The 14,006-nt window shown below is 52.1% G+C and carries 12 protein-coding genes; 3 read left to right on the top strand and 9 right to left on the bottom strand.

Translation table 11 applies throughout. The features are described 5' to 3' along the window. Nucleotides 1-3: 3 nt before the first annotated feature. From phsC to ttrS, 8 genes are all read right to left on the bottom strand, one after another. On the bottom strand, nucleotides 4-789 hold the full coding sequence (phsC, locus tag OH663_RS22220; RefSeq protein WP_045442284.1) for a thiosulfate reductase cytochrome B subunit: 786 nt from the start codon (nucleotides 787-789) through the stop codon (nucleotides 4-6). Continuing rightward, the gene (locus tag OH663_RS22215) at nucleotides 786-1,454 is read right to left on the bottom strand and encodes a 4Fe-4S dicluster domain-containing protein (RefSeq protein ID WP_200011708.1); all 669 of its coding nucleotides are present in this window, start codon (nucleotides 1,452-1,454) and stop codon (nucleotides 786-788) included. Before OH663_RS22215 ends, phsC begins: the two co-directional genes overlap by 4 nt. A gap of 64 nt (nucleotides 1,455-1,518) precedes the next feature. After that, nucleotides 1,519-2,196: a YdhW family putative oxidoreductase system protein gene (locus tag OH663_RS22210; RefSeq protein ID WP_200011706.1), complete on the bottom strand. Its 678-nt coding sequence runs from the start codon at nucleotides 2,194-2,196 to the stop codon at nucleotides 1,519-1,521. 10 nt (nucleotides 2,197-2,206) lie between these two features. Further along, nucleotides 2,207-4,309, bottom strand: a complete 2,103-nt coding sequence (locus OH663_RS22205) for an aldehyde ferredoxin oxidoreductase (RefSeq protein ID WP_048221565.1) — start codon at nucleotides 4,307-4,309, stop codon at nucleotides 2,207-2,209. A 120-nt stretch (nucleotides 4,310-4,429) separates the two neighbouring features. Next, complete coding sequence (locus OH663_RS22200; RefSeq protein WP_003029338.1) at nucleotides 4,430-5,056, bottom strand: ferredoxin-like protein; 627 nt, start codon at nucleotides 5,054-5,056, stop codon at nucleotides 4,430-4,432. A gap of 481 nt (nucleotides 5,057-5,537) precedes the next feature. Then, nucleotides 5,538-5,747: a fumarate hydratase FumD gene (gene fumD, locus OH663_RS22195; RefSeq protein ID WP_045442274.1), complete on the bottom strand. Its 210-nt coding sequence runs from the start codon at nucleotides 5,745-5,747 to the stop codon at nucleotides 5,538-5,540. 92 nt (nucleotides 5,748-5,839) lie between these two features. Then, nucleotides 5,840-6,424, bottom strand: a complete 585-nt coding sequence (gene ttrR / locus OH663_RS22190) for a tetrathionate respiration response regulator TtrR (protein ID WP_200011703.1) — start codon at nucleotides 6,422-6,424, stop codon at nucleotides 5,840-5,842. Continuing rightward, nucleotides 6,399-8,180 (bottom strand): tetrathionate respiration histidine kinase TtrS, encoded by a 1,782-nt coding sequence (gene ttrS / locus OH663_RS22185; protein ID WP_200011693.1) that lies wholly within the window; start codon nucleotides 8,178-8,180, stop codon nucleotides 6,399-6,401. Before ttrS ends, ttrR begins: the two co-directional genes overlap by 26 nt. Before the next feature lie 179 nt (nucleotides 8,181-8,359). Between ttrS and ttrB the strand changes: the two genes are divergently transcribed. From ttrB to ttrA, 3 genes are read left to right on the top strand one after another with little or no spacing between them, the layout of a single operon-like run. Then, complete coding sequence (gene ttrB / locus OH663_RS22180) at nucleotides 8,360-9,094, top strand: tetrathionate reductase subunit TtrB (RefSeq protein WP_233633538.1); 735 nt, start codon at nucleotides 8,360-8,362, stop codon at nucleotides 9,092-9,094. Further along, on the top strand, nucleotides 9,095-10,117 hold the full coding sequence (gene ttrC, locus OH663_RS22175; RefSeq protein ID WP_048221569.1) for a tetrathionate reductase subunit TtrC: 1,023 nt from the start codon (nucleotides 9,095-9,097) through the stop codon (nucleotides 10,115-10,117). Then, nucleotides 10,110-13,175 carry a tetrathionate reductase subunit TtrA gene (ttrA, locus tag OH663_RS22170; RefSeq protein ID WP_200011691.1) on the top strand — a complete coding sequence of 1,022 codons (3,066 nt, stop codon included), beginning with the start codon at nucleotides 10,110-10,112 and terminating at the stop codon, nucleotides 13,173-13,175. The genes ttrC and ttrA overlap by 8 nt, the downstream gene beginning before the upstream one ends. Nucleotides 13,176-13,218: 43 nt before the next feature. Here the strand turns inward: ttrA and OH663_RS22165 are convergent. After that, on the bottom strand, nucleotides 13,219-14,006 hold a 788-nt coding region (locus tag OH663_RS22165; protein WP_263525871.1), incomplete at its 5' end, for a MetQ/NlpA family ABC transporter substrate-binding protein.

Genomic DNA, 14,006 nt, shown 5'->3' with positions numbered 1-14,006 from the left:
CTCTTAATGCCGGTGATAGCCATCGACCATACATTTGAAGGTTTCGCCCGGTGTGCGCCCCGTGGTACAGAGATAAAGATGTCCAAAAATAAAAAACAGACTGACAATCGCCAGGGCAAAGTGTGCCTGTAGCAACCAGTAACGCACGCCAGGGAATACATCGCCCACCACCTGTGGGTAGAGCGATAACAGACCCGATATCAGCAACAGCGGCAACAAGCCATACATCACGCCGACATAAGCAGCCTGTTGTAATGGATTGAATTTTGAACGCGTAGATGCAGGAAACGGGTGTGACTCACCTTGCATAATGCCAAACAGATAAAACCGCGTCTGTCTTAGCGCCCTTCCGACCCAGCCCTGACGTTTGATAATATAATGATGTCCGTTCCCCCCTATCAGGTTGATCAGCACAAAACCAATCCAGCACGCGAGCAGCAAAAAGCCGCAAACTTCATGTACGGTCAGTAAGCTTTTCATCACCGATGCGCTGACCGCAGAGAAATGGTTCACCAGACCGCTGACAAGCAGCAGCAGAAATAACAGCGCATTCGACCAGTGCCACAACCTGACGGCCTTCGAGTATAAATACACCTTTTCGCCATGCCCGGCTGATGCTTTATTGGCTGAACGGAAGCGCAGCATGGCGTGTAGCGCAAGTACCAGCCACATCCCCACCAGCATTAATCCCGCGATCACCAACCAGACAGGCCAGTAGTCCGGCGAAAACATGGGGACATACTGCGCTAGTTGTGCGTGAAACTGCTCAGCATTCTGCGACGCGTTCATACATTTTCCTTCTTAATCAAATGTTGACCGAACCGACGATACAGATGGGGTTTCCCGGCGCCTGAAAGTTGATATTCGTAATACTTGTTTTCCCGTAACCATGTCTGAATTTCCGGACTGTCTTCGCGACCAAAGATCAGCGCATGCTCCGGACAAGAGTTAACACAGATCGGAGGGAAACCTTTCGCCAGACGAGATTCGGCGCAGAAGTCGCATTTATCCACCACTTTGGTCTGCGGGTTGAGATAACGCACCTGGTACGGACACGCACCAATACAGTAGCTACATCCAATGCAGCGAGAAGCGTCTACACGCACAATCCCATTCTCATCACGCCAGGAAGCCCCGGTCGGACATACCTCAATGCACGGCGCATCGTCACAGTGCTGACAGGACTGGCGGAAGTAGTGATACAGCGTTTCGTTGTCGTTATCCGATACCGGAATATGGGCTATCGATAAACGGCTCCCCTGAGCGGGAACATGATTCGTTTTCCTGCACGCACGAGCGCAAATATTACATCCGTTGCACAATGATTCATCATGGATCATAACGTAACGAACATCTTTGGTTGCCTTGGTACTCGCTAACAGGTTTTGACCTGGGCCGGTGAAAAAAATCACCGTCCCCATGCCAATGACAAATTTTCGTCGGGTGAAGGACATCGGGTTATCCTCTAATACTGTGACATTGATCGTCCACACATTCCATGACATCAACCTGAAGAATTCAGGGGTTCTGATACTGCTCAACTTCAAGCCATTCGCACAAGCCGTACGCTTTGCCGTAACTCATAAAGCGCTCGCTGAACAGGTAAGGTTCCGCATTCGACGATTCCACAGTGCGTATGTCTGCGTAATCAGGATGCGTTTCCATTGCCGTGAGCGCTGCGGCGACCTGCTGAGGCTCGAAGTGATAAGGTGGCTGTTCCAGCATGGCGACCTTATAAGGGCGAGGATACGTTCTACAGTCAAAACGTACCGCTTCAGCAATCGCGCGGCAGATATCGTTTTCAACCACCTGCACACACATGCTGGCGTAGTTTTCTGCCATGGTTTGCGTCGAGTAGAAATACGTATCTTCAGCCCCCTGCACACTGGCAATATCCGCCCCGGACTCATGCTGACGCATCGTGTCCAGAAGCGCCGCCAGGTCGGTTTCTGGAACCGAGTAAGGCGGCAGCAAAAAGAGATTGCGAGCCACCAGTTGACCCGCAGCGGAGTGCTGGCGAATAAAATCCGCCACAATTGACTCCGGGGTAGCGGGCTCCAGGATCTGCGGCGCATTCCTGTGTTCTACAGGCTGATGTAACGCATGCAGCCACTGTCTCTTTTGGCTGTCGACCTCGTCAGGAAGCGCACCAGACGCTTCCTCAACAGGCACCAGAACGTTGCTCACGTTAGTCATCTCACGTTCCTTACGCCGGCAGCAGATCCTGCGCAGCCAGATCGGCTGCCACATCTTCAAGACCGAGTCGATTCAGGGTTTCGCGAGTTGGGCATCCCAGTTCCGGATCCCAGCCCATTTCCTGATAGAACATCGTAAGTGACTGGCGCATATCCTCTCTGTCCATCTTGTCCGTCCCTTCTGTGAAGACCGGAATCTTAGGATCTTTATCGAATACCCAGGAGCAGATGAGATCGTGTTCATTGCGCATATCTTTGGTTTGCATCAGTTTTACCGTATAAGCACGATGCAGGGTAAAGATACGCTCCGCAGCTAAATCCAGACTCGCCTGCGTCGTTTCATCACCAGTTACGGCCTGGAAGAACTTCGCCTCCAGATCCAGATCCCCACGATAGTTTCGACTTTTCAGAGGTGAAACCGTCATTGGCCAGACCCAGTTGCACAGCGTCACGGCGTTATGCAAGCAGACCTTAAGCAGCGTCCATTTGGCATATTTGATTTTGGCCGCATTGATGGGGGTGTAGTTTTTGGTTTCGTCGTAGGCATCTTGCGAACCGAACAGTTCGCCCGCCACTTCCCGTTGTAATTTCAGTGGTAAACCAGAACCAATGAAGTTGATATGGGTGTGCGCCATACAGTCGCGGTTAAACATACAGTTGGTAATCGCCCCCACCTGTGCCGAGGCTTCGTTGGCATGGTGAACAGGAAAGCCAAACGGCGACCACAGTTTGTTTTTGGCATATCCCCAGTACTCTTCACCCAAATTCCAGCGTTCAGCAATGGCGTAAGAGCCATCTGCGAGGTGGCTGAGTTCACCGACGCGATGCGCCAGGCGGTAATAGAAATCTTTAATAAAGTTAGGATCGCCCGCTTCCAGCTGATCCCAGCGGATCTCCGCATACTCTTCAGCCGGGAGTACGCGCTTAAAGACGCCTTTGGAGTAGCAGTACGTAAAGTCGCGATGCAGTTGTCCGTAGTTACACCAAATGCCGTAATCGTCAAACAGGTTCAGGCCAATCAGATTCCCCACCACACGTCCATCGTCTTTATCGTCAAAGTCTTTAGGGCCGTTCGGGAAAATGGTGGTGTGCACAAAGTTCGCCACACAGGTGTTACCGCCGGTACTCGGTACGCCAAAGTCTTTAACTCGCGGGACATTGAGCTGAGACATACAGCGAATTGGGCATGAATGGCACCCGCTCATTTTGACCGTGTATTTTTCAGCCGCAGGGCCGAGATCGAATACGGATTTATAGGTACGGAAGCCAACGGTATTCTGGTTGCCAGGGGGAATTTCACCCGTTTCGATAGGTCCACCTTCCGCTGCGCCCCAGAACAGTCCTTTACGCGCCGTCCAGCGTGAGTTTGGTGAGGAGTATTCTGCCCATGCCTGCGGGGTACTCGGCACAACGTGGTTATTGTTAGCACCGATAAGCTCGGTCATCATATAGTCATTCAGCCGCTTCATCTCTTTGCGATCGGCAATGTTGACTCCTTTTGTCCCTTCGACCGCAATAGCCTTCAGGTTCTTCGACCCCATCACTGCACCAGTTCCGGCACCACCACTATGGTTACGGCTGTTGATCATGCAGGAGAGCGGAACCAGGTTCTCACCCGCCTGGCCGATAGCGGTGACGCAGGTTTCCGGGCTGGTTACGCGACAGATTTCTTCGGTCGTTGCACGCGTGCCCTTGCCCCACAGAAAATCGGCTTTTTCGATGCTCACCTTGTCATCTTTAATATTGATCCAGACAGGTGATGGCGACTTTCCTTCAATAATAATGGCGTCATAGCCGGCAAATTTCATTTGCGCAGCGAAGAATCCGCCCATATGGGCATCAACCACTAAATTACCTTTTGTGAAGGTCGATAAGGAGGTGATATTGACGCGGGAACTACAAGGCGCACCAGAACCAGTTAGTGGTCCGGTGGCAAAAACCAGTTTATTACCTTCATCAAAAGGTTTGGTACCTGGCGGGACCTCGTCGTACATGATTTTATAACCAAAGCCCATCCCACCGACAAATTTTTTAAATTTACTGGAATCTTCAACGGTGATATTACCCGTAGTGAGATTGACCCGTAAAATATTACCCGTCCAACCATTAGCCATCATATATTCCTTTGCAAGAAGGTTCGATAGATATACCCGTCACTTTGCAGGCAGCTTTTTCATTCAAAACTGCGATATTTTTGGCAATTAGTGACGCGTATCAGACATCCCTGCTATCAATCAAACAGTAATATCTTTCCACTCGATAATTTTTAATGCTCCAGTCGGACAAGCATTGGCGCATTCCCCACACAAAACGCATTTTGAGGATTTCTTCGTTTCGGTATTTACGGTTGCCATCATCCAAGGGCAAGCCGTGGTACAGGCGCTACAACCAATACAGCGTTTATGATCTACCGCAATACAGCCATCTTCCTGTTTCCAGGTAATTGCGCCAATCGGGCAGACTTTCATACATTGCGGGTCTTTACACTGACGACAGGTGTCGGCGGTATAGTTTAAATCGCCATACAAGCCACCACCGGAGCCTACGCCATCGTCGCCAAAAAAGAAGTTTCGATGAATTTTAATGCGGGAAAAGAAGGTACCCACAGCGCCATCGTTATAATTTGTACAAGAAATTTCGCAGCGGTGGCATCCGGTGCAACGAGCTCGCTGAGTCACCAGCACCCCTTTTGGGGTGTTGATGAGCCCCACAGTGCCGCTATCCACATCTTCCTGTTTACAGCCAAAAAGCGATAGCAGCGCGGGTGCAATGGTTAATCCCGCCAGCCCCTTCCCGGATATGCGCAGAAATTCAAGCCGCGTTAAACCACAATCTAAAAATGGACGATCAACCTGGTTCATTTATTTCGCATCCTCTTCGCAAACGCTGTAGCAGCAACACTTCCAGGCTAATATTAATGAGCGCAGGTCAGGCCATTTCGGGCCACTCATGTTGCCAACAACACGTGATTATTTGCCCTAACCTGATCGCATAAATGACGGCGGTTAAACTGAATGAATCTAATCCTTTAGGGTTAGGCATATGAATAATGTGGTTATTCTCCCCCTATAACTTTGATCGTTATCAATTAAAAAACGGAAGAAAAATAATTAATGTGGAGTGATATTTATTATCATTAAGGAAATTTGAAATAGTATTTTATATGCGCAACAAATATTTGTGACTATGCTTCAAAATACAGTGCAATATACAATTCGATATGTAATTAAATATATAACGACATTGACAATATTAGTGACAAAGCTAAATTATATTAACTGGAAGATTATTGTGATTAAAATAAGAGGGCGGCAGATTATTTCCGCCGCCCTCTTTTCTGCTTTAACCCGCCAGTGCTTTAATCACGGTCTCAATGGCCTGTCTCTCTAACTCACTGCGCTTTACACGCTGATTGGCGAGAGTCGTTCTCAGCACCCCAGCAATGACGATATGCTTAGGCTCTTGCCCCAGATCGCGCATTTCCAGCACTACTTTCCCGACTACTCTGCACATCTCACGGTACAGCTCGTCGTCTTTAGTCTGATTTCCCATATTTGCCTGCTCGTCATTGACTCAAACCAACAGCATATATCACTCTGCCCCGTTAGACAAAAATCAATGAAAATCAATGAAATGTCATAAATCTACAGCACCCGTTGCAGTCGGTTAACCAACTCTGCAAGGCTCCCGGCCTGCATTTTTTCCATCACCCTTGCCCGGTGGACCTCAACCGTACGCACGGCGATGTTCATGGCGTCAGCGATTTCCCGGTTCATCAACCCTGTCGCCACCAGCGTCGCCAGTTCACGTTCCTTGGGAGTGAGTTGTTGATAGCAGTTGACGATCTCTTGTCGCGAGCAAGCCGCTGCGGATACCTCCAGTGCGCGCTCCAGCGCGACCTGCAGCGGTTCGGCTGAAACCGGCTTTTGCAAAAAATCGACCGCTCCGCGCTTCATTTGCTCAACCGCCATTGGTACGTCTCCATGCCCGGTGAGAAACACAACTGCCAGCGTACTTCCGCGTCGCAGCATCTCCTCATGTACACCTTGCCCGTCCAGTACCGGCATACGCATATCCAGCAACAATACGCCAGGTTGATGCAGACAGGCCTGAGCCAGGAACGTTTCGCCTTGCTCCCAGCATCGAACGTCATATCCCAAACTTTCCAGTAAAAATGCGCAGGCCTGGGTGACGGCAACGTCGTCATCCAGCAAATGAATTGTCGCCACAGCGCCCTCCTTCCTGTGTCTGCTTAAAATATAATGTCACCCTGACACCCGCCTGCCCGTCAGGGGCTGTCTGGTTTTTAATCGTAATCTCACCGCCTGCGTAACGAACCAGTCGCTGGCAAATTGCCAGTCCCAGCCCCATACCTTCCTTGCGGGTGGTCATGAAGGGCTGAAAAGCCTGATAGAGCTGAGCTTCATCAATACCTCCGCCGTTATCCTGCACCATGATGCTGATCCCCATATCCTCATCCTGGGCCGTAAACCACACCGTTTTGGCCCCTGCCTGGGCCGCATTCAGCACCAGATTCGCCAACACCTGCTCGAGCAAAACGGACGGTAGTGTCACCATTAACGCATGACTGGCCTTCGTTTGTAGCGTCACTGCCGGGAACTGCTGCGCCATGCGTAATAATTGCCATACATGGTGAATGGCGTCACGTACGTTAATCGACTTCCAGTCATCAGCCATCACCGGGTTTCCCTGCGCCTGGCTGACCCACAAACGAAGATTATGCAATGTGTCTGCTCCCCGTTGCGCCTGGACATCAATCTGTTCAAGTGCGGGCAACAGTGGATGCTGTTGATCTTGTCCGCGCAGGCGAATCAGGCAGCCTTGCGCATAATGACGGATGGCCGAGAGAGGTTGATTGATTTCATGGGCAAATCCGGACGTCATCTCTCCAAGGACGCTCATTTGCCGGGCCGTTTCCAGTGCCTGTTCCTGCTTGCGCAACAGCACATTGTTGCGTTCCAGTTCTCGTCCGCGCCTGCGGACCAGCAGCATGACCCAGATATAATTGAGCGTGAGCAACAACAGCATGACAACCACAGCCCCCATTGCCAGCCGGTGTTGAATAAACCAACTTTTAACATCTAACCACAGATGCCGCTGCTGCGGATGCTGCCGAACGTCGCGTAGCAATGCCTCAACTTCACGGGTAGACGCAGGCGCGCCCCAGCGAAAAGTAGCACTTTGCGGCGCGTTAAACAGTACCCGTGTGACGCGATCGGCAAGTTCATCACTCACCACCGGCAGTGCCGCAAATGACCAGTCAGGATAGAGCGGCGTGCTGGATAAGCAGGGAATGGAGGTGGGATAATTGAGCACTGCGATAAAATCCGCTTTATGGATCAACCCTTCTTCGTCCATTTTTTCCAGTAAACAGACGGGTACGATCGCCGCCTGAACGGCTTTTTCGCGTAATAAATACAATAAGGCATCTGCGGGAAATCCAGTGAATCTCAGACGCAGATCGCGCTCAGGCCGCAGGCCGACATCGCTGAGCGCCTTATACCCCAGTAAATAACCACCAAACGCCTGAGCATCAATCGCGCCGACTGTTTTACCTATCAGATCGTGTGGGGAAGTTATCCCGCTGTCACGTCTGACGAGGATCGCACTGCCTATCACATTACTCGTCGCTTTCCCGCCGCGTGTGGAACGTAAAGAGGCCAGCCAGCGTAGCGCAGAGCGGCTGTTTAGCTGCACGAATTGCGCCGGATTGGTCACCACAAATTGTACGTCTCCCCGATTGACTGCATCCTGCATTTGATGCAAATCCAGAGGTTGAATATGAAAGCGCTCACCGGGGATTTGCTGATTCAACAGGGTTTCAAGCGGTTGCCAGTGGTTTCGTGTAGATACTTCACCACGCATCGCCAAAATGCCAATGTTCCATGTATCTGCCCAGGTTACACTGCTAAATATCCATACGGATACCAACAACGCCAGGCGTCGTACGACTTTACATCCCACGCAATTATCCCTGTCAATTATGTTGTTTTAGATCAACAACAAGCCGGGTATGTGGTTAACCACAATAGTGCTTCCCCCGCCGCGATTTTTACACTGTAAATCATCAACATTCTTTATTCATCATACGCAAACCAACGGCGTGACCAATGTTTCGTTGTTGCATCGTGACGGGAGAAAATATGGACAGCAGTAAACGGCAGTTTCTCCAGCAACTGGGTGTCCTGACCGCTGGCGCATCACTGGTTCCCCTGGCTCAGGCACAATTCCCTTTCTCACCTGAACGGCATGAAGGCTCTCTTCAGCACCGCTACGGCATGCTGATTGACCTGCGGCGGTGTATCGGCTGTCAGGCCTGCACCGTCAGTTGTGCTATTGAAAACCAGACACCTCAGGGGGAGTTTCGTACCCACGTTAACCAATATCAGGTGCAACTTGAAGGCCAGCAAAGCTTAACCAACGTCCTGCTGCCGCGCCTGTGTAACCATTGTGATAATCCACCCTGCGTTCCCGTTTGTCCGGTGCAGGCCACCTTCCAACGTGAAGATGGCATTGTGGTGGTCGACAACACGCGCTGTGTAGGCTGCGCCTACTGCGTACAGGCGTGTCCTTACGATGCACGCTTTATAAACCATGAAACCCAAACCGCCGATAAGTGCACCTTTTGCGTTCACCGACTGGAAGCCGGATTGCTCCCTGCCTGCGTGGAGTCCTGCGTTGGTGGTGCGCGAATAATTGGCGATCTAAAAGATCCACACAGTCGGATTTCGCAGATGCTGCACGATCATCATGACGCCATCAAAGTCCTGAAACCCGAAAGCGGCACTTCGCCCCACGTGTTCTATCTCGGACTGGATGAAGCCTTTGTTACCCCGTTGATGGGACGTGCTCAACCCGCTCTCTGGCAGGAGGTTTAAATGACCCACTCATTGGTTATTGAAGAGGTTCTGGCGCATCCACAGGACGTAAGCTGGCTACCGTGGGCTGTACAATACTTCTTTTTTATCGGTATTGCCGCCTGCGCCGCGCTCTTCGCCTGCGTTCTCTACTGGCGAAAAAAAGAGCAGCCGGAGTTAGAAAACCTCACTCTGCTTATCGCATTGACCTGTGCGATCACCGCCCCACTGGCGCTTACAGCGGATTTACACCAAACCGCCCGCGTCTGGCATTTCTACGCTTACCCAACGCCGTGGTCATGGATGCCCTGGGGGGCGCTATTTTTACCACTGTTCACCGGGTTTCTTGGGCTATGGTTTCTGGCACAACACATCAAACAGTTTACGCTCAAAAGTTACAGTGTCACCAAATGGTTAACCATCGGCAGCGCGCTTTCTGCAATCGGGTTGTTGGTGTACACCGGTCGTGAAGTATCGGTGGTTCAGGCGCGCCCCATCTGGTTCAGTTATGCCTTCCCGGTCGCGATGTTCCTGAGTGCGCTACAGACCTTCTTAGCTCTGCTGATCGCCGCATCGAAAAGTGAAGGCACATTGCAGCGCAAGCTGGCATGGGGACAAAGCGCGGCGTTAATCGCGCTGGCGATGGTGATGGTTATCTGGGTAAGCGGCAATACGCTTTCAGGTTCGGCTATCCGCTACTGGCTGGATATTGCGTCTTCAGCACGCCATTACGCCATCGGCTGGGTGGTGCTGTGGGTTGTTTCTCTGTGCTTTTGTGGACTGGTGTTGCGTCATCCTTTGTCACTTCCGCTGCGCGTTTTGCTGGCTTTAAGTGCAATGGCGCTGTGCTGGCTGATGCGCTGGACACTCCTGATTCAGGTCCAAACCATACCCAAGTTTAACGCGCAGTTTAACCCATACTCCCTGCCTGCCGGCACGGATGGCTGGCTTGCCATACTCGGCACCTTTGGCCTGTGGATAGCACTTATCATTATTGTTCGTGAAGTCCTGAATGCGATCGCAAGGAGAATGCAACATGGCTAATTTAACCCGTCGTCAGTGGCTTAAAGTCGGTCTCACCGTTGGAGGGATGGTAACCTTTGGGCTGAGTTACCGGGACGTGGCAAAACGTGCAATTGACGGTTTACTTGATGGATCTTCAGGAAAAATCACCCGCGATCGAATCATTGGCAACGCATTAATCCCCGAAGCCAACGCCCGGTCACGCTGGCAGCAGAATCCGCAACAGGTGATCTCAATGACGCAATGCTTCGGTTGCTGGACTCAATGCGGTGTACGCGTTCGCGTCGACAGCGAAAAAGGGAAAGTGCTGCGTATTGCGGGCAACCCGTATCATCCGTTATCTCACGAACACCACATTGATTCTTCTGTACCCTTTGCCACCGCTATGGAACAACTGGCGGGTGAAAGCGGTCTTGACGCACGTTCAACCGCCTGCGCTCGTGGCGCAACTTTACTTGAAGGCCTGTACAGTCCACTTCGCATTCTGGAGCCGATGAAGCGCGTTGGTAAGCGTGGCGAGGGTAAATGGCAGCGCATTAGCTTCGAACAGTTGATCAAAGAGGTCGTGGAAGGTGGCGATCTGTTTGGTGAGGGCCATGTTGACGGTCTACGGGCAATACACGATCCCAATACACCAATTGATGCCAGTCATCCCGGCTTTGGTCCGAAATCAAATCAGTTACTGGTCACCAATACCAGCGATGAGGGGCGCGATACGTTTTTACGTCGCTTTGCCCTTAACAGTTTCGGCAGTAAAAACTTCGGCGCACACGGCGCTTACTGTGGGCTGGCATATCGGGCTGGATCTGGCGCGTTAATGGGCGATCTGGATAAGAATACCCACGTCAAACCTGACTGGGACAATGTCGAATTCGCGCTGTTTATGGGCACCTCTCCGGCACAGTCCGGCAACCCGTTTAAGCGCCAGGCCCGGCAGCTTGCCAGCGCCCGTTTACGCAACGATTTTCAGTATGTAGTGGTTGCGCCCGCCCTACCGTTAACCACGGTGTTGGCTGATGATCGTGGACACTGGCAACCCGTGCGTCCGGGAAGCGACTCCGCGCTGGCGATGGGGATGATCCGCTGGATAATCGACAACCAGCGCTACAACGCTGATTACCTCTCCATTCCCGGTGTACAAGCGATGCAACAGGCCGGGGAAAAAAGCTGGACCAATGCCACGCATCTGGTGATCACAGATGAAATCCCAACGCTTGCCGGACAGCATTTAACCCTTGCGCATTTGCACGCAGGCGCGACCAGTGAACCGGTGGTTGTTAACGAGGCTGGAGAGAGTGTAGCCGCCAGCGACTGCCAACGCGCACAACTGTTTGTGACACGCCAGGTTACGCTGACTGATGGGCAAACGGTAACGGTAAAAAGCGGGTTCCAGTGTCTGAAAGAGTCCGCCGAAAAACTCTCGATGGCGCAATACAGCCAGCAGTGCGGCGTGGCGGAAGCGAAAATAAGCGTCCTGGCCGACGCATTCACCCGTCACGGGCGTAAAGCCGCAGTGATCACCCACGGCGGGATGATGGCAGGCAACGGATTTTATAATGCCTGGGCGGTGATGATGCTGAATGCGCTGATTGGCAACCTCAGCCTGGAAGGCGGCGTGTTTGTTGGTGGAGGCAAATTCAATGGTGCGACCGATGGTCCTCGCTACAATATGGACAGTTTCGCCGGAAAGGTGAAGCCAAAAGGGCTGAGCATCGCACGCAGTAAAACCGCCTATGAATCCTCTGAAGAGTACCGTAATAAAGTCGCCGCCGGGCAATCGCCCTTCCCGGCCAAAGCCCCATGGTATCCTTTTGTTGCAGGTCAGTTGACCGAATTACTCGCCTCGGCGCTCGAAGGTTACCCTTACCCGCTGAAAGCGTGGATCTCCAACATGACCAACCCGTTCTACGGTGTGGCAGGGTTGCGCGGCGTAGCGGAAGAAAAACTCAAAGATCCTGCTCGTCTGCCGCTGTTTATCGCAATTGACGCCTTCATGAACGAAACAACCGCACTGGCGGATTACATCGTTCCGGATACGCACAACTTCGAAAGCTGGGGATTCAGCGCACCGTGGGCTGGCGTTGCCAGCAAAGCCACAACCGCGCGCTGGCCGGTAGTTGCATCAGCGACCAGTAAAACCGAGGACGGTCAACCAGCGTCGATGGAGTCTTTCTGCATTGCAGTAGCCAAACGCATCGGGCTGCCGGGCTTTGGTGACAACGCGATCACCGATCCGCAAGGTAACCACTACCCACTTAACCGCGCAGAAGATTACTACCTCAGGGTCGCCGCAAACATTGCGTTTATGGGAAAAGCGCCTGTCGCTGAAGCCACACCTGACGATATCTCGCTAACTGGCGTGACGCGGATCCTCCCTGTAATAACGCAAACGCTGAAAGCCGATGAAATAAGCCGTGTCGCGTTTGTCTATTCGCGCGGTGGTCGCTTTGCTCCGGACAAGAGTGGTCGGGTGGAAAACCGCATCGGTAATGCGTGGGAGAAACCACTGCAAATCTGGAATGCGGACGTTGCCGCGCACCGTCATGCGATTACCGGTGAACGCTATAGCGGATGTCCGGCCTGGTATCCTGCGCGCCTCAGTGACGGTCGTTCCATTGATGAATTATTCCCTGAACGGGAGTGGCCGTTGAAGCTGATTTCATTTAAATCCAATACCATGTCCAGCGCGTCGGCGGTGATCCCTCGCCTGCATCATCTTAAACCGGTGAATCTGGTAGCGCTAAATCCGGTAGATGGTCGGCGTTTTGGGGTGTCCCATGGCGATGTAGTTCGTATTACGACCCCTGGCGGTCAGGCACAGGCGCAGATCAGTCTGCTCAATGGCGTAATGCCTGGAGTGATCGCGATTGAGCATGGTTACGGACACAGAGAAATGGGCGCGGCGCAGCATACGCTTGATGGCGAGCTGATGGCGTCTGACACCCAGATAAAATCAGGAATCAATATTAACGATCTCGGCTTTGCCGATCCGACACGTCAGGTCGCCAATACCTGGCTGGACTGGGTTTCTGGCGCCTCGGTACGTCAGGGGCTTCCGGCGAAAATCGAACGGGTGTGATCCGTGTGCCGGATGGTGGCTAAACCATCCGGCACAGTCTGGATTAGTTATTTACCGGGATCACCGCACCTTTATATTTGGTGCGGATCCAGTCCTGGATCTCTTTAGAATGCAGCGCATCTACCAATGCCACGATATCCTTCTTCTTCTCGTCGCCACGATGCACGGTAATAATGTTGGCATACGGGTTATTTTCACCGCTTTCAACGGCAATCGGATCTTTAACCGGATCCAGACCGGCGTCGATAGCGTAGTTAGCGTTAATAACGACCGCGTCGCCCTCGTCATTGTTATACATCTGCGGTAACAGTGCCGCTTCCACGTTAGGCAGGAACTTCAGCTTTTTCGGATTATCAACAATGTCGCTGATGCGTGCAGTGACTTTATCCACCCCGGGCTTAAGTTTAATCACGCCCTCTTTTTCGAAAATCGACAGAATACGACCTTCTTCAGAAACTGCGTCACGCATGATGACCTTGCCACCTTCCGGCAGGTCCTTGAGCGATTTCACCTTTTTGGAGTAAATACCGATTGGCTCAATGTGAATCGCTCCGGCGCTGACGAAATCATAAGTTTTATCGCCTGCATGATCCTTCAATACACTATTCAGATACGGAATATGCTGGAAGTAGTTAGCATCAATCTCACGGCCAGCAAGCGCGGTGTTCGGCAAAATGTAATCCTGGAACGGTTTAATCTCCAGTTCGATCCCCTGCTTCGCCAGAATAGGCTTCGCCTGCTCAAGAATTTCAGCATGCGGCACGTTAGACGCGCCAACGGTCAGGGTATCTGCCCACGAGGCAAAGCTCAGGGCGCTAAGGGTTGCTGCAG

The organism is Citrobacter sp. Marseille-Q5395, from assembly GCF_947057495.1.
GTDB classification, from domain to species: domain Bacteria; phylum Pseudomonadota; class Gammaproteobacteria; order Enterobacterales; family Enterobacteriaceae; genus Citrobacter; species Citrobacter murliniae.
The sequence above is the reverse complement of the archived record's forward strand: the minus strand, read 5'-3'. Positions and strand labels throughout refer to the sequence as shown.